The following is an 18,957-nucleotide window of genomic DNA, read 5'->3' as shown; positions in this document are numbered from 1 at the left end:
GATAATCAATGTTTGAGAGAGCCAGTACTTGAGATAGTCAGTACTTGAGATAGTCAGCGCTTAAGATAACCGATGCTTAAGATAGTAACGGTAAGACATCGTACAAACTCTCAAATAAATAGTCGGCTTCGGCTTTGACATCGCTATCAGGAAGCAACATGTCAGGAATCATGGCCGCTATACATCCAGCGCTTTTCCCCGCTCGCATGCCATTATTTGAATCTTCTAGCACCAGACATTGAGATGGCTTGATCCCCAGTTGTGTGCAAGCCATAAGGTAGCAATCGGGCTGAGGTTTACCGTTAAGTACATCCTCAGCGGTAATAATGAGATCGAATTGCTTTAGATAATCGGACTGACAAAAGTTACGTTCTACCTCCTGACGGTGTGAGGACGTCACTAACGCTATGGTTAAGCCTTGATGTTTGGCCATTTGAAATACGGCATGAAACCCAGGTTTGAACGTCACACCTTGCGAACGTGCGCGATGAAAATGTTGATCGCGTACTGTACGGAAAGCTCCTAAATCAAGGAGGTGAGTAAAATGCTCACTTAGTATCCGTTCACATTCAGAATCTTGCACACCAATAAAAGTGCGGTAGAGATCATCATTTAACTCAAGACCTTGTTGTCTCGCAGCATGTTGCCAGCTGACTTTGTACAAAACTTCAGTGTCAAAAATCAAACCATCCATATCAAACAATAGCGCCTTAATCATCTCTCATCCTTGTCTCATTATCAAAATGCTCACAGCCTCACGCAGGAGGTACACAGTAATCGACGATCAATTTAAGCAATAAATGGGCTGAAAAATCAAATTCAATTCTGTAATTAAATTACATGTCGGGGTGGTTTAGCTTAATTGGTGTGCGATTTTAACGGGTGAGGTATCGGTGCTTATCGAGATTATTGATGCTATTTATAAATAGTGTGAACCCCATCACTAACTAAAAGTGGTTAATGCATGAGGCAAAAGTGATTTTCGTCACTGTTTATTGATAATCATTATCATTAAAAACGAGTTGTAATTTATAAACGGCGATATGTTGTGATCTTCATCACTAAAAATTAAATATCATGGAATAAGTATAGTGATCTATATCACAAAATGCTGCCCATTGAGGCATTTTAGAAATCTTGTGTTACTTTTATATGGACTTTTGAAAAACACTTTTTGTCAACGAACACATTATATCAGCGAATATTACAATAACGAGGACACCCTATATGTTATCTCCTGAAGCGAAAATCAAAGTGCAGAACTTTGGTCGTTTCCTCTCCAACATGGTGATGCCAAACATTGGCGCATTCATTGCTTGGGGATTGATTACGGCACTATTCATTCCTACCGGTTGGATCCCAAATGAGACATTGAGCTCAATGGTGGGTCCGATGATTACTTACATGCTACCACTGCTGATCGGTTATACCGGTGGTAAAATGGTGGCAGGCGACCGTGGTGCTGTGGTAGGTGCGATTACCACAATGGGTGTGATCGTTGGTACTGATATACCAATGTTTATGGGAGCGATGATTGTTGGTCCTTTAGGCGGCATCGCAATCAAGAAATTTGACGCTGCGGTAGACGGTAAAGTTAAGAGCGGTTTTGAGATGTTGGTGAACAACTTCTCTGCGGGCATCATTGGTATGATTTGTGCCATCATTGCTTTTATCGTTATTGGTCCAGCAGTAAAAATGCTGTCAACAGGTCTAGCGGGCGGCGTAAACTTCCTTGTAAACGCGGGCCTACTGCCACTGACTTCAATTTTCGTTGAACCTGCGAAAATCCTATTCCTGAATAATGCAATTAACCACGGTATTTTCTCTCCGCTGGGTATTCAACAAGCAGAAGATATGGGTCAATCTATCTTCTTCCTTATTGAAGCAAACCCTGGTCCTGGTCTTGGCCTTCTGCTTGCCTACATGTTCTTTGGTAAAGGCAATGCGAAGCAGTCTGCACCTGGTGCCGCTATCATTCACTTTTTTGGTGGTATCCACGAGATTTACTTCCCTTACGTTCTAATGAACCCTCGTCTTATTCTTGCGGTTATCGCAGGTGGTATGACTGGCGTATTTACACTGACAGTCTTTAATGCAGGTCTGGTATCTCCAGCATCGCCAGGTTCAATCTTTGCTGTTCTTCTAATGACACCAAAAGCTTCATTTATCGGTGTGATTCTTTCTGTAATCGCTTCTGCAGCCGTATCATTTGCTGTTGCAGCGCTTCTGATGAAGACTCAAACACAAACTGATGACGAAGATGACTCTCTAGAGAAAGCGGCAAGCCAAATGAAAGACATGAAAGCGTCTTCAAAAGGCCAAGCTGGTGCAGAGCTAGACCTAGCTGCGGTTCGTAAAATCATTGTTGCATGTGATGCTGGTATGGGTTCAAGCGCAATGGGCGCCAGTCTACTTCGCAAGAAGGTGGACGCTGCTAACCTCGATATCTCAGTAACGAATTTAGCTATTAACAACTTGCCGCAAGATGTCGACATTGTCATCACGCATAAAGATCTGACAGACCGTGCTCGTAAGCATGCAGGTTCAGCTCATCATATTTCACTAAATAACTTCCTAGACAGTGCGTTATACGATGGTCTTGTTAGTGAACTAGCCGATGCGCAAACAGCAAAAAAGCCTGAAGCGCCAGCGAACACAAGCTCTAGCGATAATGGAACGCTAAAGTTATCAAATGACAATATCTTCTTGGGTATGGACATGAAGTCCAAAGAAGACGTTATCAAGTTTGCTGGTGAGCAGCTCGTCAAACTTGGCTATGTAGAGCCTCAATACGTCGCCGGTATGATGGCACGTGAAGAGCTAGTATCTACATATTTAGGTGAGTCTATTGCGGTTCCTCACGGCACGATTGAAGCGAAACAGTTTGTGAAGCAAACGGGTATCGTATTCTGCCAATTCCCTGCCGGTGTTCAATGGGGTGAAGATGAAGATGACGTCGCGAAGATGGTTATCGGTATCGCTGCGCAAGGTGATGAACATATCCAAGTGATTACCGCCATTACTAACTCACTAGATGATGATGAAGCCGTTGAATTGCTGAAATCGACCACTGATGTCGCTGACGTGCTACGCATCTTGAACGGTAAATAATCCGATTTATCGCTCCTAAGTGAAAGAGACCAGTGCCCCCGCATTGGTCTCATTTTGATTTTATCTTTTTCTTTTTTTCGTGTTTATTTAGGAAAACGTCTTATGAAAGCTCTCCATTTTGGCGCAGGCAATATCGGTCGTGGTTTTATTGGTAAATTACTATCGGATGCGGGTATTCATGTCACATTTGCGGATGTGAATGAAACGGTTGTTAATGGCTTAATTGAGCGTCAATCTTTCCCTGTAAAAATTGTTGGCGAAGATTGCGTTGTTGAAACGGTTACTAACGTTACCGCGATTAACTCAACTAGCTCTGATGTTATCGATGCAATCGCAAATGTCGATATCGTGACCACGGCAGTCGGTCCGACCGTGCTAAAAATTATCTCGAAGTCTGTTGCCCAAGGCATTGAAAAGCGCATTGCACAAGGCAATACATCTCCCCTCAATATCATCGCATGTGAAAATATGGTTCGCGGAACGAGCCAATTAAAAGACATGGTGTTTGAACACCTTTCAGCCGATGCACAAGTATTTGCATCTGAGCACATTGGATTTGTGGATTCAGCGGTTGACCGTATTGTGCCGCCAGCTGAAGCGGGCGAAACGGATCCACTTGCTGTTACCGTTGAAACCTTTAGTGAGTGGATTGTGGATCAAACGCAATTTGTTGGAGAAATCCCAAACATTAAAGGGATGGAATGCACTGATAACTTGATGGCATTTGTTGAGCGTAAGCTCTTTACACTCAATACTGGCCACTTGATTACCGCATATCTTGGCGTGCTTGCCGGTCATGAGACTATCAAAGATGCTATCGAAGATGACGCTATTCGCGCTGATGTCACTGCTGCAATGCAAGAAAGTGGCGAGGTTCTGATTCGTCGCTATGGTTTCGATAAAGAGGCGCATGCGGCTTATATTCAAAAAATCATTGGTCGTTTTGCTAATCCGTTTTTGCGTGATGAAGTAGACCGTGTTGGTCGCCAACCAATCCGTAAACTGAGCCCTCAAGACCGCTTGATTAAGCCTCTGAACGGTACGTTAGAATATAGCCTACCTAACAGCCACCTTCTGAAAGGCATCGCCGCCGCGTTCCTTTATACAAATGATGATGACCCGCAAGCGGTAGAATTGCAGGCCATGTTTGCAGAACAAGGCTTCGAAAAAACATTAGCGCATTATTCTGGGCTGAATGTTGACGCAGAAGTTGTTACACTTGCGCACCAAGCGTATCTAGCGCTTAAATGATTCAAGTAACGGGTGTCACTTCGGTGGCACCGTTTGTTTTAAGAGAACTTATGCCGCTGCATCCACCAAACGAAACCGAACTTCTTGAAGCGCTGTCTGAAGCGAAAGACGCGAGTGAGTGCCTAATGGCTGCTTACGACGCGATTGATGATACGCTCGATGCGCTGATTAATAGCATCTTTCACAAAGATGACTATGCAGTAAAGTACGTGGTGGATCCGCTACTCACTAGCGATGGCCCGCTCGGTGACATTTTGGTTCGCGCGAAACTGTTACTAGGTCTTGGCGTGATTTCCAAACAAGTGTATGACGATATTGATATCTTTGTGACGCTTCGTGAATGGACCAAACATCAAGAAAACAATGTCAGTTTTACCGAGGTGGACGTCATTTTCGAGCTGAACAAAGTGTCAGCAATACAGAAGATGATGCCGATAGAGTATGACGCTAAGATGGCGGAAGGCTTGGATGCGGTGATGTTGAAAATGTATCTTGAACGTCATTACCAGCGTGTGAAGTCAACTCTGATACTCGCGGTAACTGAAATGGTCAGCACCCTTTGTCGAGATAACCCGCTACTTTAATCGTGGTTGCTCTATGCCGAGAACGGGCACTGTTTCTTTCGTTCTTCCCCCCCCAAAAAATAACTGACCTCAAAGAATGTCTGATCTCCAGACATTCTTTGAGGTCAGTTATTTTCCATTACTTCCTCCCTTGATCTTGTTTCCCGCCGCCTTCTCATGTTTCATCTTACTCATCTTACTCATCTTACTCATCTTACTCATCTTACTCATCTTACTCAGCTACCACTCTTCTTTTTGCTAAAACTCATTATGTTTCGTTTCGTAATTAATGATTGAAAGATTCTGTCTCTATTTATGTCTACTAATTGCGACAAAATTAGGTTCTATTGGATTTATTTGGGTTTGTGGTTTGAAAAATATCTTTCGTTGTGAAATAATTTGCGCAGTTAATAAGTTTTGAAGTGAAACTAATGCGAAAGCGAAACACCCAAGTTCGACGTCATTCTATTGCTCAGCTTGTTCAAGAGAAAGGGCAGGTGAGTGTAGAAGAGCTGTCTGAGTTGTTCGACACCTCAGAAGTGACGATTCGAAAGGATCTCACTTCGTTAGAGAATAACGGTCAGTTACTGAGGCGATATGGCGGTGCCGTCGCATTACCTCAAGAGGCTGTTGATGAGGTAATGAATCACTCTGATGCCGACGTTGCGGATAAAAAAGGCATCGCTAAAGCGGCCGTTGATCTTATCCGAGATCACAATCGGATTGTGATTGATTGTGGCAGCACCACGGGTGAACTCGTGTCTCGGTTGGGCAGCAAAAAGGGTTTAGTGATCATGACTAATTCTCTTGCGCTAGCGAACGCTGTCAACGAACTCGAAAACGAAGTCACATTGTTAATGACGGGTGGAACATGGGATAGCCATTCAGACTCGTTCCAAGGCAAAGTGGCTGAGTCTGTTTTACGCTCTTATGATTTTGACCAGTTGTTTATAGGCGCTGACGGCGTTGATTTGAGCCGAGGTACCACCACATTTAATGAACTCATTGGACTGAGTAACGTGATGGCAGAAGTCGCACGTGAAGTCATTGTTATGATTGAATCTGAGAAAATTGGTCGAAAGATACCGAATTTAGAACTTGCATGGGATGCCATCGATGTCCTGGTGACAGATCGTGGCTTGACTGCTTTGCAAAAACAACAAATAGAATCTAATGGCGTAAAGGTTATTTGCGCCTAACCCAAATTATCCCCTTGTTAATGATTTGCTTGCGTTCAAAGGGGAAACAAAACTAGAGATGGAGACATAATATGTGTGGAATCGTAGGTGCGGTAGCACAGCGCGACGTAGCGGAAATTTTGGTTGAAGGCTTACGCCGACTTGAGTATCGCGGATATGATTCAGCGGGTGTGGCGGTTGTGAACGAAAATTCAGAACTAACGCGTGTACGTCGTTTAGGTAAAGTACAAGAGCTTGCAGACGCAGTAAACGCTCAAGACGTTATTGGCGGTACGGGTATCGCACATACTCGTTGGGCTACACATGGCGAGCCATCAGAAGTGAACGCGCACCCACATGTTTCTGGCGACATTGCTGTGGTCCATAACGGTATTATCGAAAACCACGAAGAGCTACGAGTTGTTTTGCAAGAGCGCGGTTATGTATTTCATTCTCAGACTGACACTGAGGTTATCGCTCACCTGGTTGAATGGGAACGTCGCACCTCAGAAACATTGGTTGAAGCGTTGCAAAAAACAGCCGCTCAACTAGACGGTGCTTACGGTACTGTCGTTGTTGACCGCAAAGACCCAAGCCGCATCGTAGCGGCACGTTCTGGTAGTCCAATTGTGATTGGTTTTGGTGTCGGTGAAAACTTCCTTGCCTCTGACCAACTTGCGTTATTGAGTGTGACTCGTCGCTTTATGTACCTAGAAGAAGGTGATGTTGCCGAGATTACACGTCGTGATGTGACCGTTATCGATGTAAATGGTCACCCTGTCGAACGTGAAATTACAGAATCCAATGCCGAACATGACGCTGGTGATAAAGGTAAATATCGCCACTTCATGCAAAAAGAGATCTTTGAACAGCCTTCAGCGCTTATCTCTACAATGGAAGGTCGCCTGACTGACAAAGCGGTCGTCACGGAAAGCATTGGTATCAATGCCGTTGATATTCTGAAGAAAGTTGAACATGTTCAAATCATCGCATGTGGCACTTCGTACAACTCTGGCATGGCGGCTCGCTATTGGTTTGAGTCTATCGCAGGCGTGAGCTGTGACGTGGAGATTGCTTCTGAGTTCCGTTATCGTGACTTCGTGGTTCGTCCAAATAGTTTGTTGGTGACCCTATCTCAATCAGGTGAAACCGCAGATACGCTTGCCGCGCTGCGCCTTGCGAAAGAAAAAGGTTACATGGGCGCTATGACCATCTGTAACGTCGCTGGATCGTCGCTAGTGCGCGAATCTGATTTCGCCTTCATGACGCGTGCAGGAACGGAGATTGGTGTAGCATCAACAAAAGCATTCACCACTCAATTGGCTGCGATGTTAATGATGGTCGTGTCTATCGGTCGCCTACAAGGTCGCATGAGTGCAGAGCGTGAAGAAGAAATCGTGAAGTCACTGCATTCGCTTCCTGCTCACATTGAAAAAGCGCTCGCGTTTGATAAAGAAATTGAAGCACTGGCGCCTGATTTTGCAGACAAACACCACACCTTATTCCTTGGTCGCGGTGAGTTCTACCCAATCGCGATGGAAGCGTCTCTAAAACTCAAAGAGATCTCATACATTCACGCTGAAGCGTATGCGGCAGGCGAGCTAAAACACGGCCCATTGGCATTGATTGATGCGGATATGCCTGTAGTTGTCGTTGCCCCAACGAATGAGCTTCTAGAGAAACTGAAATCGAACATCGAAGAAGTGCGTGCGCGTGGCGGTTTATTGTATGTCTTCGCTGATGAAAAAGCGGGTTTTGAAGGCGACGAAAACATGAAGATCATCAAGATGCCTCATGTTGACGACATCATTGCCCCTATCTATTACACCGTACCAATGCAGCTGCTGTCTTATCACGTAGCACTGATTAAAGGGACCGATGTCGACCAACCTCGTAACCTTGCGAAAGCGGTAACGGTTGAATAATTGACTGCGAACGTTTGAATGATACTGTACTAGAGTAATAAAATCTCATACTAAGGAATAAAGTATCATACTAGAAAGGCAGCGAAGACTAGATCTCGCTGCCTTTTTGCTGTTTTCTCTAGCGCATTTTTGCCCAAAAATCATTCAGAGTACATACTCAGTTATATCTTGTTAATGTGAATTTGCACTACAACAATTAAGCAAATTCCCCTCATCAAAGAATTATTCACTTCTAAGTGATTATGGCACCAGACGGTGGTACTTCGGTGAGGGCGCTGTATCTGCTGAAGGATGATGGCGATCTGTTTGTACGTATAAGTCGAACGTCGGGTACGTCTTGGCGTGGAGGTACGCTTTCAACTTCTCATACTCAAGTTATTAGTGACAACAAGCTTCCCGCGGTTGGATCCTACCTTGATGTAGGAGAATAGTTGAATTCTTATGAAAAAGGCGAGTGAAAACTCGCCTTTTTGTTTTATGGCCAAACGTGAGTGTTGGCGTATTCGACTAGGTTCTTTGGTCGGTAGGACTGGTCATGTTGCCATCTTTGTACGACAGAGCCGTGCAAAATGGTGTCACCGCAGTTGTGGTGGATGGATCTGAAGTGTTTTCCTCTGAGGCGATATTGTGCTTTGTACGATTTGTTTATTGGGGGAAGTGCGGTATTCGCTTGTCGAATAATCCAGTGGTTTTCAAGTGCTAGGCCTGATAATGCGGCTTCATCTGCTATCCAGCCTAATGGAAATAAGGCTGTCAGTTCCCCGTTGTCGTCGAGCAAATACCCGCCACCGATATCAGAATGAACGCCGCAAAACCACACTTGCTCTAAATCGGTGTGTCCATTGGGCTTCCAAATGGTCGGTTCGAAATCGGCGCGGATCTCATCTATACCAAGTGCGTGCCTTGCTTTGATCGCGTTCTTGCCAATCATTCTGTCGTGAAAGCCTTCTTTGGTGCTAAAGAGCTCTGCGATGGATAATGGAATGCCCATCGCCCCAACCGTGTCCCAAACACCAATAAAGGCAACTTCTCTTGAGTCGTGAGCGTGGTCGCGCCTAAATTGCTGTGAAAGTGGGCTGGAAGGTTTAAAGCGAGCTGTGGTGTTTTTGTAGTGCTTAATGGCCTGAATAATAAGGTTGGCGTACTGTTTTTTGAGAATACCACAATTATTGATAAGTCCAGACAGGGCACGCACGGTGTAAGCGCCGCGACTAAAGCCAAAGAAAAACAGTTGGTCACCCGGTTCGTAGTTGTGGACGATAAATCGATAGCAATCTTCAATGTTCTTCAGCAGTCCAGAGCCGGTGACGCCACCCCCGACAGGATCGTAGTAAGAGCCGACGCCCCAATCATAAAACACGGTTTGTACGATTCCGTTATCATCCATCGGCCTTACCGCTCTCGCTAATTTGAGTACGTTGGGAGGTGTGTCTTTCTTGAGTTCTCGCTCAGGTTTGTTCCATGTCCCATCAGAGCAAATGACTATCCGTTTCATTGTCGTCGTCCTTATTGGTGTGCTTTTAAAACAACCGTCCGTCTACTATGTTTAGTTTCATATTCCGAACAACACAAGGTGAGCAGAATGTTAGGGAGGTGGTTAGGGTTAGTTTTGTTTATGGTGGTTGGTGTTGGTGTTGCGGCTGCGAGTGAAGAAGTGGCGATGATGCCTCGGGGCTTTGATGGAGGGTCAATTGCTGTTGAGTTTGAGGGAGTGTCTCCGTTGATGGAGTACGGGCGCTCACGCAATCAGTCCCGTGGTGGGTTTGCTAGTTTTGTATCGAGTGGTTATGGTGAACTTCGAATTGATGGGGTACACGAGTTCTCCCCATCTGTCGACTACTTACGATCATTCGATCTCTCAAATGGGACATTTTCAGATTCGGTTTTGAATGGTCACGTTAGCCCAGGTGAAAACGAGCGTACGGGTATAACGCCAATAATAGTGGTTACTGGTGGTGGAGATGGGGTCAAAAGAGGAGGGGACGGAACTGGTAGAAAGCTTACGTCACTCCCTGAGTGTGACAACTTGCCGCCCAAATGCACTTCTTTGTCACTTTTGCCGGAGTGTAATTGTTTGAATGACTGAGAATGTGATGGAGATCTTTGGTTTTAAGATTAAGAAAGAGTTAGAGCCAATTGCCTTGTTGGCTCTTTGTATCTCATTAGTGTCTCTTTTGCTTCCGATGGTGCCTTACATACGGTCTATTGGTGAGGGTGAGACGCTTAGGGTAATGATGTTACCAGATAGGGTGTCGGTTTATACGCTAGTTGGCGGTAATACAACAACGCGGGATGACATGGGAGCTTCATTGGTCGGTACAAAACCGGATAGGAGTCATAAGATAAGGTCTCTATCAGTCGTGGTGTTGACGCATAATGCATCAGAAATTAATACTGTACATGTTGCGCAAATTTGGTTAGATATCGTACTCAATGGAACCAAATATCGATACGAGTGGAACGATAAGATTATTAGGAGTTCGGGTGAATCTGGGCAGCAGGTAGTTGAAGTTTCGCCGTATCAACTTAGGCCAGGTGAGTCTGTCAGTGGGCAGTATCTTTTTTCTTTACATACTGTAACTGCTACGAAAGTGAGTAAAGTTGATGTAAGGCCGTCACTTGGGCAGCTGCAAGATCACATAGAGAATCATGGTGCTATAAATGTAAACGTTTTTGTGGATCTGGTTCAGGGTGTAGACGGAGACCTTAATATCGTGACGTCTTCTTCAGCAGTTCGTTGCCAGATAGCTGTTAGTGAGGTTTCGAGGGTAATAAAACAAAAATTTAAAAACCCAGGTCTTTATGAAGGGCTTGATGGGTTATATGTTTTCACGTGTACTCAGGACCCTGTAAATAATTGAGCGTGTTTTTTTTAAAATACTCCGTTCTGAGCTTTGTGATTTATGGCGACCAATAGGTGTTCATTGCAATTCATCATTCCTGCGCAGGCAGGAATCTACTCACCCCGTTACAAAATTGCGTGGTGAGTACAGCCATTCTCCGTACACTGAAACACTTTTTTGGACCAAAGCTCTTCGGTTATCGCTCTTCAAATCATCCCAATTAGACCGTCATTCCCTTGGAAAAGGGAATCTCATTCAGCGCGTTGCAAAGTTAAGATACGTGACTTAGTCGAAGGTTTTCAGTTATCTACACGTGGTAGGAGATCCTCACTTTTGTGAGGATGACGAATATATTGTGAGAGAAGGGTTTGGAATAACCAACAAGCTTTTGTCTTAAAACGTGCCAGCTTAGTAAAGACATCAGTAAAGAATGGACTCTGTCATTTTACTACTCCCACAAATAAAACCTAACCGTCATCCCCTTGAAAAAGGGGATCTTCATCAGCGCGTTGTGAACCTGTTCTAGTGCCATTCATTTCTATTTAAGTGAGTTACACGCGTTGAACGATCCTTGGCTGCACAAGGATGACGCCCTAATTGGGACGAGTTAAAGAGTGACGGGCTAAGAGGTCCCGGTCCAAAGGTTTGGCGTAGATAACTCGAGCTAATTCAGAAATTCTCGAAAACTTTTCGGGCCACGAAACGGCTCTTTGGAATATTCCAGAGAGCCAAACTGAATTTATTCTGAATAATTAGTTGTAGCCTTCATTGTTAAGGCTGTTTTCAACTAAAAGCGCATTTTTTCACCTTGTGTAGGGAAGATGAAATTTACGCCTAAGTTGTTAACTTCATCCAACTGAGTTTGGATGATTGTTTTTGGGTCTTCACCTTTTCTTAAGCTGTATTTTATATGGCTAACTACAATATTGAGCCCCTCAAGGCTACCCTCTCCACTGAGGTCTTCTAGTCTGCTAAGTTCTTTCATTAGCCAGTTTGGAGTTAAGTGGCCAAATAGTGATTTGTCAGGAGTGCTGTTAGTAAACGACACTTCGATTACCATGCCTTTCAATTTACCTTCTTTTACGTATGGGGCGATTGTCTGCCAAACATTATCTAAGGCGGATCCTTTCTCAACTAAGTCAGGTCCAGTGTCACCAAAGTAGATAAATGCTTCGCCTTGTGGATTTTTCAACAAGAAAGCGGTGGAGCGTCCGCCAGAATGTTTTAATGGAAGTGCTTTAACTTGCAATGACGTATCGGCAACGGGGAGCCATTGTTGTTCAGGTAGGTTGATGTAGCTGTATTTGTTGAGTTTGTAGCCTCTACCATCATTACCAAAGTTTGGCCATGCTGACCAATTAAAGTAATTGTCCATCAAGGCTTGGTTTGTTGCTTCAAGCCCATAAATTGGTTTATTTGAATCATCAGGTGATGAGATAATTAAGCCCGCTACATGGTCCAAGTGAGCGTGACTCACAAAATATCCTTTCACCTTTTCACGTAGTAAGTATCCTACCTTGGTGTAAGGTGACTTCTCAGGAACAACGATATTATCAAACGTTCCTTTCTCATTCGCTACAATGAGGCCGTTGACAATAGTGCCTGCATCTAGCAAAACGTAATTGCTGTCATGTTCACTTTTGAACATGAAAGATGTGAGGTTACCATCTTGGATACCTCCTTTACTTCCAAGAGTAATGGCTTCGAAGCTCTGTGCAAATGCCCCGCTGTAGAGCATGGATGAGATGACCAAGGCTAAGCTTTTTTTCCACATGATGATTCTAACTCCTGAATAAAGTGGATGTTCAATTAAGGACAGGTGGTTATTAGGTTAGTTTGTAGTGGCATAGTTAATTATCTTCTTGCTGAACAATATAAAGCAAGAATGTGTCTCTATTTTTGCAGGTCAGGCGGTAAGAAGCATGACTTAAATCCGACATTCCTCATCTTCGAGTTAGTTGACTAGCTAAGAGTTGTTAAAAATCGGACTTGTATGCACACAGCGGACTTTGGCGTGTTACTTCGTATGACAAACAAAAATAACCGTCATCCCCTTGAAAAGGGGATCTTCAGCAGCGTGTTATTAATAGTCAATGGCACGGTAGTGCGCCTGATATTTTTTGGGTTCAGCTTACATTTATATACATCATTTGCTACCCATTTAGATAGCAGATTGGCTATGATGATAGTCAATCTTGTCAGTGTTCTTGATTTATCAAGAGTGGGCACAATAGTTAAAGAAAGTCCTGAGAAGCGTTACAATACTCGAGTTGCGACATCGCAACATGGGATACCCATTCACAGCAAACCTTAAAGTAGCCACCTATGTCTAAAGATTATGGTTTCACCACAGAATACACCCTCGACAAAGCCTTTTTTGCCGAGTGTTATGATCAAACTAGCCGTCCAGTTAAATTTCCAAAAGCTTATGTAAAAGGCATGCTTTTTCTTCTATTTGGCGTAGTTTTGTTAACATTTGAGTTATTACCCAGCGGTTACGTTGGGTGGTTTTTTATTGTTTTGAGTGTTATTGAGGCGCTCAGTGTTTATTTTAAAAGAACTTGGTGGTTATGGCGACAAACACTTAGTATGAGCTCTGGTGGTAAGGTGGTATTTCAGGCTGATTCTAAGGGTGTGAGTTATAAGAGCGGTAAAAATACTCGAAGCATCGCGTGGAGTGAAATCGACCAACTTCAACAAAGCGATTTAGGGTTTATTCTTCATATTGGAAAACAGCGTCAATATGTCAGTAAATCTTGTTTAAATGATGAAGAAATCGCGTTCATTGTTGAGCAGCATGAAGCATCAAGAACGACCGAACGTTAATGTGTGAAAAATAATTCTAACAATGAATTTTCCTATCATCTATGCATAAAACAATATCGCTATCGACACTATCAAAAAAGGTAGCGGAGAGTGGGTTAACGCAAAGTATGTTGAGAAAAGGTAGCTGCTTGGATAATGCTGTTGCTGAAAACTTTTTTGCTTTACTCAAAACCGAGATGTATCACAACCAAAGCTTTGAAGATGCCGATGCTGTGATAGAGCAAATCAAAGAGTACATCGAGTACTACAATACCAAACGTATAAAAGTGAAACTAAAAGGCCTGACTCCGATAGAATATCGAACTCAGGCCTTAAAAGCCGCTTAGCAGAAATGTCCAACTTTACGGGGTCACTTCATAGCTAGGCTTTGAATTAGAGAAGGCGGTTAGTCGTGACTGTTGTCTAGTTTATAAAATGTCACCTTGGCATAATCGTCATCGCTACTTGAATTATCTTGTAGATAAATACCGGCTTTAAAGTACATGTAGTTGTCAGCGTCGTCATAACCACTGTTAGCCATGTTAACTTCTTTTGCCGCGATTTCAGCGCCGTTTTTACTCAATACCACAATCAACTTATCGCCCTCAACCGTAATGGAATAACTGAACGTTTCATCCAATGCAATCCCTGAACTTGGGTTAGAGGTGCTATCTAAATTACCACTGCTATCGACCATATTACCGAGTAGGTTGTACCAAGTTTCATCCCCGCCACTTGCCTTAGAAGTCTCATGAGCAAAATAGACGGCTCCGTTGGAGTTACCCGGAAGCTTGTGATAATACAAGCGGATAGGTTCGTTTTTCTCTGCGTGGATTTGTCCCACCACAATACGACCGACCTGCTCTTCATTTGATGACGTTGTTGTCACATGGTTGATGGCAAGTGTGGCATTCATTTGGCCATCAATGCCTCCCCATCCATTTTGGTCACTTGTTGGGATAGATGAAAATGCCCAATTGTTTTCTTTGCCTGACGTTGATTTTGATGTGTCACCACGGCGAAGCATCTCGCGCAACTCCGTACGGACGTATTTAGTACCACTTGATGTCGTCACGCCTTTCACTGGGGTATAAAACACCATGCCGCCATCGCTACCAGTATAAAAGAACTCATCTTCATAGCGGTCATCGAGCGCATTTTCTTTTACGGATGTCGCGTAGCCGTCACCCTCATCGATAGGGATGCTTAAATACCAGTCAAGCAGGTCAAAATTTTCAGAAGGTGCGACGTTAGGGTCTAGGTTGGTATTCTCTGAGCTCGAGTTACCAAATATTGCCACTTCTTTAATATTGGTCCAAGTGCTACCTGCGGTGTTCTCGAATATTTTAATACGAACCCAGCGGGCAGAAATATCCGTAATATCGTAGTTTTCGTAGTAAGTTGAAGTACCACTGCTACTACCCGAAAAAACTTTGTCCCAAGTGCTTGAACTCTCGTCTGCAAGTGTTCGGATTTCGAATCGATAAGACTGGGTGTCACCCTTGCCCCATGCGATATCGAGATCTTCTACTTTTTGCACCGATCCCAGATCCAACACGAGGTTGACGACACCTTCTGCCGCCCATCGTGACGACCAATCAGTGCTGCCATCGATCGCGTTCGATGCCGGATAACTATTATGAGCGCCGCCCCAATCAGAAGCGCTTTCGATGAGCAAAGGAGCGGCGGTGGATCCTGTGGATACTAAAGCAGTAAGTAGCAGTGATGGCGTTAATTTATGCAGCTTAAAAATCATACAAAACCTTCCTGGTTTTTGTTATAGACATTGGCGTTTCAAAGCTAATCGATTACATTTTAACTACACAAACCCAGAATAAAATAATAATTTCCTGGTAAAACTTGAATGTAACTTACTAGCAAATATGAATTTTTCTATCGTACGTATCATAGGGTTCAGATAAATACTAAAATTAGCGTAGCATATGTCATTTTGATAGTGAGGTTGCTTATGTCACATATTTGCATTCAAATAATACAAATGTTGAATATTTGTTAACTCATCACACCTTATTATGTCTTATTAAATTTGTTTTCATAAAAATTGAGGGGTTGATGGAAATGGCGGTTCTTCCAGAATGGTTAGCGATTCTATTGGCTTGATAATCTTAACGTCGGTGGTGCTTTGATTATTCAGAATTACTGAATAATCAATTTTGTTTTTAAGTCATTATCAATTGAAACAAAACAAATATACTGAACCCTCTAGCCATCAGTGTGATTAAAACGTGGCTTAAAACATCGATGAACTATGTGCCGTTCGAGGATTATGATGAGTAAATTATTTGAAAAAACAGAATTAAAAACGTTAGACCTAAACAACCGTGTTGTTATGGCACCAATGACTCGCGCTCGATCTAGTCAACCCGGTAATATTCCAAACGAAATGATGGCCACTTATTACACACAACGAGCCTCGGCTGGTCTTATTATCTCTGAAGCAACTCAGATTTCAGATGATTCGCAGGGCTATTCATTTACGCCTGGTGTTTATACGGATCAACAGGTTAAAGGTTGGCAAATGGTGACGAAATCGGTCCATGACGCGGGGGCGGCTATGTTTTGTCAGCTCTGGCATGTGGGCCGAGTGTCTCATCCGGTTTTCCAAAAAGGCCAGTTGCCTATTGCGCCTTCAGCGCTTGCGCCTGTGGATACCCAAGTTTGGATTTCTGACGAGCACGGCAACGGCGATATGGTGGATTGTGTGTCACCGCGAGAGATGACGCAGGCTGATATTGATCGCGTGATTGGTGATTTTGCTAATGCGGCAAAAAGAGCGGTTGAAGCGGGTTTTGATGGAGTGGAAATACACGGTGGCAATGGTTATTTAATCGACCAATTTTTGCGAACCAATTCTAACAAGCGAACCGACAACTACGGTGGTTCTCGTATGAATCGCGTAAGGTTTCTTATTGAAGTTGTTGATGCTGTTATTGATGCCATTGGTGCCGACAAGGTTGGTGTTCGTCTTGCGCCATTCATTACATTCAAAGATATGGATTGCCCTGATATTGTCCCGACAATTCTTGAGGCTTCAACACAGCTGCAAAACCGAGATATTGCCTATCTGCATTTGTCGGAAGCCGATTGGGATGATGCACCCGTTATCCCTGAGCAATTTCGAGTTGAACTACGTGAACGGTTTAGCAATGCGATTATTGTTGCTGGGGGTTACACCACCTCAAGTGCGGAAGACGTATTAAATAAAGGGTATGCCGATTTGGTGGCGTTTGGTCGCCCATTCGTCGCTAACCCAGATTTAGTGTTGCGCCTGAAAAATAAAAATGAGCTCGCTCAATTAGATGGCGCGACGTTGTTTGGTGGTAACGATATCGGTTATACCGATTATCCCATCGCGCGGTAGCTTCATCGAACATTGATTTCCTAGGCCAGTTTTGAGTGATTCGCTGCTCTTGACTGGCCAAATTGCCTTCGCAAACCCTCCAATTTCTATTTGAACGAATCGCGTGGGCGGTGACTTCCTCCTGTCTTGTATCTGCCTTTGTGCTCAGTTTCTCTTCTTTTACTCGCAACCGTACTCAATCCCTCTTTGATTAAAGTGATGTGCTATTGATAATAATATGGTTGACAGTATCAACCATTTGCAATATGGTTGCCTTTATCAACCTTATTGTTCATCCCTTGGAGGGAAATAATGAATACGAATACAGTTGTTCACTCAGATATTTCAATGTTGAGCCCAGCGAAAACGCCGCTCGGTTATAAGGTTGTTGTGGTAATAGGGATGATGATGTTGATGGGAGGGTCACTGACAGGAGTCATGACCTACGTCAACGTCGGTTACTCGGATGCTTTCGTTTCCGATTGGCTTCGCTCATTTCTTACCGTTGCAGTAACGGTAATGCCGGCCGGAATGTTCCTTATGGGGGTCATGACTAAGCTATTCGAGCGCCTAATGCCGGATTCTAATGAGAAAAAGAGGAATCTTGCTATTGGTATGAGCATGGCGGTTGTCATGGAATCCTTAATGGCATTTACCACCGCACTTAACAATATTGGTTTTTCAGATCCCTCGGCGTTTTTATCGGCTTGGTTTAATGGATTAGTGGCAGCATTGCCTGTCGCACTGGTACTAATGACGGTGATATCAATCACGGTGAAGCCGAAACTTGAACGATTTTTGAAGAGCTAGCGCGTGGCTAGCCTCCAAATAACGAGTATGTATAAATAATGTAAGAAACAGAAGGTAATGAATATGATGATTAAAACAAAAAAAGAGACATGCTACCGCGTAACTATTGAAGAAGTGACTGCCGATCAAGAGGTTGGAAAAACACTGCAGTTTGAATTTGAAGATAGAGAAGACGTATTTAATGTGGTTGATAAACTAAAGCAGGGTAGTGGACTTGATGACGCCACCGCCACCAAAATGGGTGTCGCATTACGCCTATTAGGGCCGGTAATGATGATGAATCGCAAGCATCCTTTGTTCGCTGACTTTATGCCGCACTTTAAGACGTTTATGCAAAACCTGAAGAGTACAGTGAAGGCTGCAGTAAAAGATAAGTAACCGTTTTAAGCGGGATTCTTTGTGAGTCGTCATTGCCTAATGAGAGCCAACATGTCACTTTGGCTCTCATTTTAACAGTAATAAAAGCGATATTTTTAGATAAAACCCGCTAGCCGATCAACGGCATACCAATCAATTTCCCATGTAAAAACATCACAAAGCTGACAGTAAGCGCGATACCAATAATGATCGCAATGACATCGTTAAATCCAGACTCCGGTAAGCTTGGAATCGCCCTCTTTTCTCTTTTCTTCATTGAGATGATATCAAGTACTGCCCAGATCAAAAAAGAACTGAAGAGAATGACATCGGCGAGCGTTCCGTTCACAAGCAGGTGACAGATAGCCCAAATTTTTACGGCAAGAAGCTGAGGATGCTTGGTAATGCGACCAATTCTTCCAGGGAAGTAAGGGGCAACAAATAGCACCATAGCAAATAGCATTCCCAAGTAGGTAATATGACGCAGCCCATAAGGGGAAGAGTATAAAATCACAGGGTCAAAACGAAGGGCCGCATATCCTTTGGCGATTAAGATAATACCGACAATGGATACGATTGAATAGAAGCCTTTCCACATTAGCGTGTTTTTGGCGGCAAGCCGATCACGCGAGTCTTGTGCAAAGATTGAAATGGAGTGGATTCCAAGGAACAGGATTAATCCAATGATTAATAAGGCCATGACCAATATCCTTTTGTTGAAAAACGAGGTTTACCTACTGAGTATTATGATCC

General features: G+C 43.7%; 18 protein-coding genes. 13 read left to right on the top strand and 5 right to left on the bottom strand.

What is annotated here, in order from left to right; genetic code table 11:
- Positions 1-76 precede the first annotated feature (76 nt).
- Positions 77-718 (bottom strand): HAD family hydrolase, encoded by a 642-nt coding sequence (locus tag ACE1OE_RS02390; protein WP_449209981.1) that lies wholly within the window; start codon positions 716-718, stop codon positions 77-79.
- Between the two features lie 509 nt (positions 719-1,227).
- Between ACE1OE_RS02390 and ACE1OE_RS02385 the strand changes: the two genes are divergently transcribed.
- The 6 genes from ACE1OE_RS02385 (at position 1,228) to ACE1OE_RS02360 (ending at position 8,459) form a co-directional block, all read left to right on the top strand.
- On the top strand, positions 1,228-3,111 hold the full coding sequence (locus ACE1OE_RS02385) for a PTS mannitol transporter subunit IICBA (RefSeq protein WP_372062468.1): 1,884 nt from the start codon (positions 1,228-1,230) through the stop codon (positions 3,109-3,111).
- Positions 3,112-3,213: 102 nt separating this feature from the next.
- Positions 3,214-4,362, top strand: coding sequence for a mannitol-1-phosphate 5-dehydrogenase (locus ACE1OE_RS02380; RefSeq protein WP_449209980.1), 1,149 nt, complete (start codon positions 3,214-3,216; stop codon positions 4,360-4,362).
- Entirely contained in the window at positions 4,359-4,946 is a 588-nt protein-coding gene (locus ACE1OE_RS02375) for an MltR family transcriptional regulator (protein ID WP_449209979.1), read from the top strand. The genes ACE1OE_RS02380 and ACE1OE_RS02375 overlap by 4 nt, the downstream gene beginning before the upstream one ends.
- Before the next feature lie 410 nt (positions 4,947-5,356).
- A complete protein-coding gene (locus tag ACE1OE_RS02370; RefSeq protein ID WP_449209978.1) occupies positions 5,357-6,124 on the top strand; it encodes a DeoR/GlpR family DNA-binding transcription regulator in 768 nt (255 codons plus the stop codon).
- A 71-nt stretch (positions 6,125-6,195) separates the two neighbouring features.
- On the top strand, positions 6,196-8,028 hold the full coding sequence (gene glmS, locus ACE1OE_RS02365; RefSeq protein ID WP_449209977.1) for a glutamine--fructose-6-phosphate transaminase (isomerizing): 1,833 nt from the start codon (positions 6,196-6,198) through the stop codon (positions 8,026-8,028).
- A gap of 242 nt (positions 8,029-8,270) precedes the next feature.
- Positions 8,271-8,459: a hypothetical protein gene (locus ACE1OE_RS02360; protein WP_449209976.1), complete on the top strand. Its 189-nt coding sequence runs from the start codon at positions 8,271-8,273 to the stop codon at positions 8,457-8,459.
- A 44-nt stretch (positions 8,460-8,503) separates the two neighbouring features.
- Here ACE1OE_RS02360 and ACE1OE_RS02355 read toward each other — a convergent pair whose 3' ends face one another.
- Positions 8,504-9,523 carry a DUF2235 domain-containing protein gene (locus ACE1OE_RS02355; protein WP_449209975.1) on the bottom strand — a complete coding sequence of 340 codons (1,020 nt, stop codon included), beginning with the start codon at positions 9,521-9,523 and terminating at the stop codon, positions 8,504-8,506.
- An 87-nt stretch (positions 9,524-9,610) separates the two neighbouring features.
- Between ACE1OE_RS02355 and ACE1OE_RS02350 the strand changes: the two genes are divergently transcribed.
- Together ACE1OE_RS02350 and ACE1OE_RS02345 are read left to right on the top strand one after the other, a co-directional pair.
- Entirely contained in the window at positions 9,611-10,114 is a 504-nt protein-coding gene (locus tag ACE1OE_RS02350) for a hypothetical protein (RefSeq protein ID WP_449209974.1), read from the top strand.
- Positions 10,107-10,889: a hypothetical protein gene (locus ACE1OE_RS02345; protein WP_449209973.1), complete on the top strand. Its 783-nt coding sequence runs from the start codon at positions 10,107-10,109 to the stop codon at positions 10,887-10,889. The genes ACE1OE_RS02350 and ACE1OE_RS02345 overlap by 8 nt, the downstream gene beginning before the upstream one ends.
- 769 nt (positions 10,890-11,658) lie before the next feature.
- On the opposite strand, the gene ACE1OE_RS02340 is transcribed toward ACE1OE_RS02345, so the two are convergent.
- On the bottom strand, positions 11,659-12,645 hold the full coding sequence (locus tag ACE1OE_RS02340; protein ID WP_449209972.1) for an MBL fold metallo-hydrolase: 987 nt from the start codon (positions 12,643-12,645) through the stop codon (positions 11,659-11,661).
- A gap of 551 nt (positions 12,646-13,196) precedes the next feature.
- Between ACE1OE_RS02340 and ACE1OE_RS02335 the strand changes: the two genes are divergently transcribed.
- Positions 13,197-13,697 (top strand): YcxB family protein, encoded by a 501-nt coding sequence (locus tag ACE1OE_RS02335; RefSeq protein WP_372062486.1) that lies wholly within the window; start codon positions 13,197-13,199, stop codon positions 13,695-13,697.
- A gap of 41 nt (positions 13,698-13,738) precedes the next feature.
- On the top strand, positions 13,739-14,023 hold the full coding sequence (locus ACE1OE_RS02330; RefSeq protein WP_449209971.1) for a transposase: 285 nt from the start codon (positions 13,739-13,741) through the stop codon (positions 14,021-14,023).
- Positions 14,024-14,082: 59 nt separating this feature from the next.
- Here the strand turns inward: ACE1OE_RS02330 and ACE1OE_RS02325 are convergent, their stop codons facing one another.
- The gene (locus ACE1OE_RS02325) at positions 14,083-15,432 is read right to left on the bottom strand and encodes a polysaccharide lyase family 7 protein (protein ID WP_449209970.1); all 1,350 of its coding nucleotides are present in this window, start codon (positions 15,430-15,432) and stop codon (positions 14,083-14,085) included.
- Positions 15,433-15,966: 534 nt separating this feature from the next.
- Between ACE1OE_RS02325 and ACE1OE_RS02320 the strand changes: the two genes are divergently transcribed.
- The 3 genes from ACE1OE_RS02320 to ACE1OE_RS02310 all read left to right on the top strand — a co-directional run bounded on the left by ACE1OE_RS02320 (position 15,967) and on the right by ACE1OE_RS02310 (position 18,225).
- A complete protein-coding gene (locus ACE1OE_RS02320) occupies positions 15,967-17,058 on the top strand; it encodes an alkene reductase (protein ID WP_372062521.1) in 1,092 nt (363 codons plus the stop codon).
- A gap of 291 nt (positions 17,059-17,349) precedes the next feature.
- Positions 17,350-17,847: a DUF2798 domain-containing protein gene (locus tag ACE1OE_RS02315; RefSeq protein WP_372062489.1), complete on the top strand. Its 498-nt coding sequence runs from the start codon at positions 17,350-17,352 to the stop codon at positions 17,845-17,847.
- A 63-nt stretch (positions 17,848-17,910) separates the two neighbouring features.
- Complete coding sequence (locus ACE1OE_RS02310; RefSeq protein WP_372062490.1) at positions 17,911-18,225, top strand: DUF3861 domain-containing protein; 315 nt, start codon at positions 17,911-17,913, stop codon at positions 18,223-18,225.
- Between the two features lie 109 nt (positions 18,226-18,334).
- Here ACE1OE_RS02310 and ACE1OE_RS02305 read toward each other — a convergent pair whose 3' ends face one another.
- Positions 18,335-18,904 (bottom strand): NnrU family protein, encoded by a 570-nt coding sequence (locus tag ACE1OE_RS02305; protein WP_449209969.1) that lies wholly within the window; start codon positions 18,902-18,904, stop codon positions 18,335-18,337.
- Positions 18,905-18,957 lie beyond the last annotated feature (53 nt).

Source organism: Vibrio sp. E150_011 (assembly GCF_053544015.1).
This window is presented reverse-complemented; position numbering and strand designations above follow the sequence as displayed.

What these genes read in the sequence shown, in the direction of transcription:
- ACE1OE_RS02390 (WP_449209981.1), bottom strand. Translation starts at nt 718, where the DNA reads ATGATTAAGGCGCTATTGTTTGATATGGATGGTTTGATTTTTGACACT.
- ACE1OE_RS02385 (WP_372062468.1), top strand. Translation starts at nt 1,228, where the DNA reads ATGTTATCTCCTGAAGCGAAAATCAAAGTGCAGAACTTTGGTCGTTTC.
- ACE1OE_RS02380 (WP_449209980.1), top strand. Translation starts at nt 3,214, where the DNA reads ATGAAAGCTCTCCATTTTGGCGCAGGCAATATCGGTCGTGGTTTTATT.
- ACE1OE_RS02375 (WP_449209979.1), top strand. Translation starts at nt 4,359, where the DNA reads ATGATTCAAGTAACGGGTGTCACTTCGGTGGCACCGTTTGTTTTAAGA.
- ACE1OE_RS02370 (WP_449209978.1), top strand. Translation starts at nt 5,357, where the DNA reads ATGCGAAAGCGAAACACCCAAGTTCGACGTCATTCTATTGCTCAGCTT.
- glmS (WP_449209977.1), top strand. Translation starts at nt 6,196, where the DNA reads ATGTGTGGAATCGTAGGTGCGGTAGCACAGCGCGACGTAGCGGAAATT.
- ACE1OE_RS02360 (WP_449209976.1), top strand. Translation starts at nt 8,271, where the DNA reads ATGGCACCAGACGGTGGTACTTCGGTGAGGGCGCTGTATCTGCTGAAG.
- ACE1OE_RS02355 (WP_449209975.1), bottom strand. Translation starts at nt 9,523, where the DNA reads ATGAAACGGATAGTCATTTGCTCTGATGGGACATGGAACAAACCTGAG.
- ACE1OE_RS02350 (WP_449209974.1), top strand. Translation starts at nt 9,611, where the DNA reads ATGTTAGGGAGGTGGTTAGGGTTAGTTTTGTTTATGGTGGTTGGTGTT.
- ACE1OE_RS02345 (WP_449209973.1), top strand. Translation starts at nt 10,107, where the DNA reads ATGACTGAGAATGTGATGGAGATCTTTGGTTTTAAGATTAAGAAAGAG.
- ACE1OE_RS02340 (WP_449209972.1), bottom strand. Translation starts at nt 12,645, where the DNA reads ATGTGGAAAAAAAGCTTAGCCTTGGTCATCTCATCCATGCTCTACAGC.
- ACE1OE_RS02335 (WP_372062486.1), top strand. Translation starts at nt 13,197, where the DNA reads ATGTCTAAAGATTATGGTTTCACCACAGAATACACCCTCGACAAAGCC.
- ACE1OE_RS02330 (WP_449209971.1), top strand. Translation starts at nt 13,739, where the DNA reads ATGCATAAAACAATATCGCTATCGACACTATCAAAAAAGGTAGCGGAG.
- ACE1OE_RS02325 (WP_449209970.1), bottom strand. Translation starts at nt 15,432, where the DNA reads ATGATTTTTAAGCTGCATAAATTAACGCCATCACTGCTACTTACTGCT.
- ACE1OE_RS02320 (WP_372062521.1), top strand. Translation starts at nt 15,967, where the DNA reads ATGAGTAAATTATTTGAAAAAACAGAATTAAAAACGTTAGACCTAAAC.
- ACE1OE_RS02315 (WP_372062489.1), top strand. Translation starts at nt 17,350, where the DNA reads ATGAATACGAATACAGTTGTTCACTCAGATATTTCAATGTTGAGCCCA.
- ACE1OE_RS02310 (WP_372062490.1), top strand. Translation starts at nt 17,911, where the DNA reads ATGATGATTAAAACAAAAAAAGAGACATGCTACCGCGTAACTATTGAA.
- ACE1OE_RS02305 (WP_449209969.1), bottom strand. Translation starts at nt 18,904, where the DNA reads ATGGCCTTATTAATCATTGGATTAATCCTGTTCCTTGGAATCCACTCC.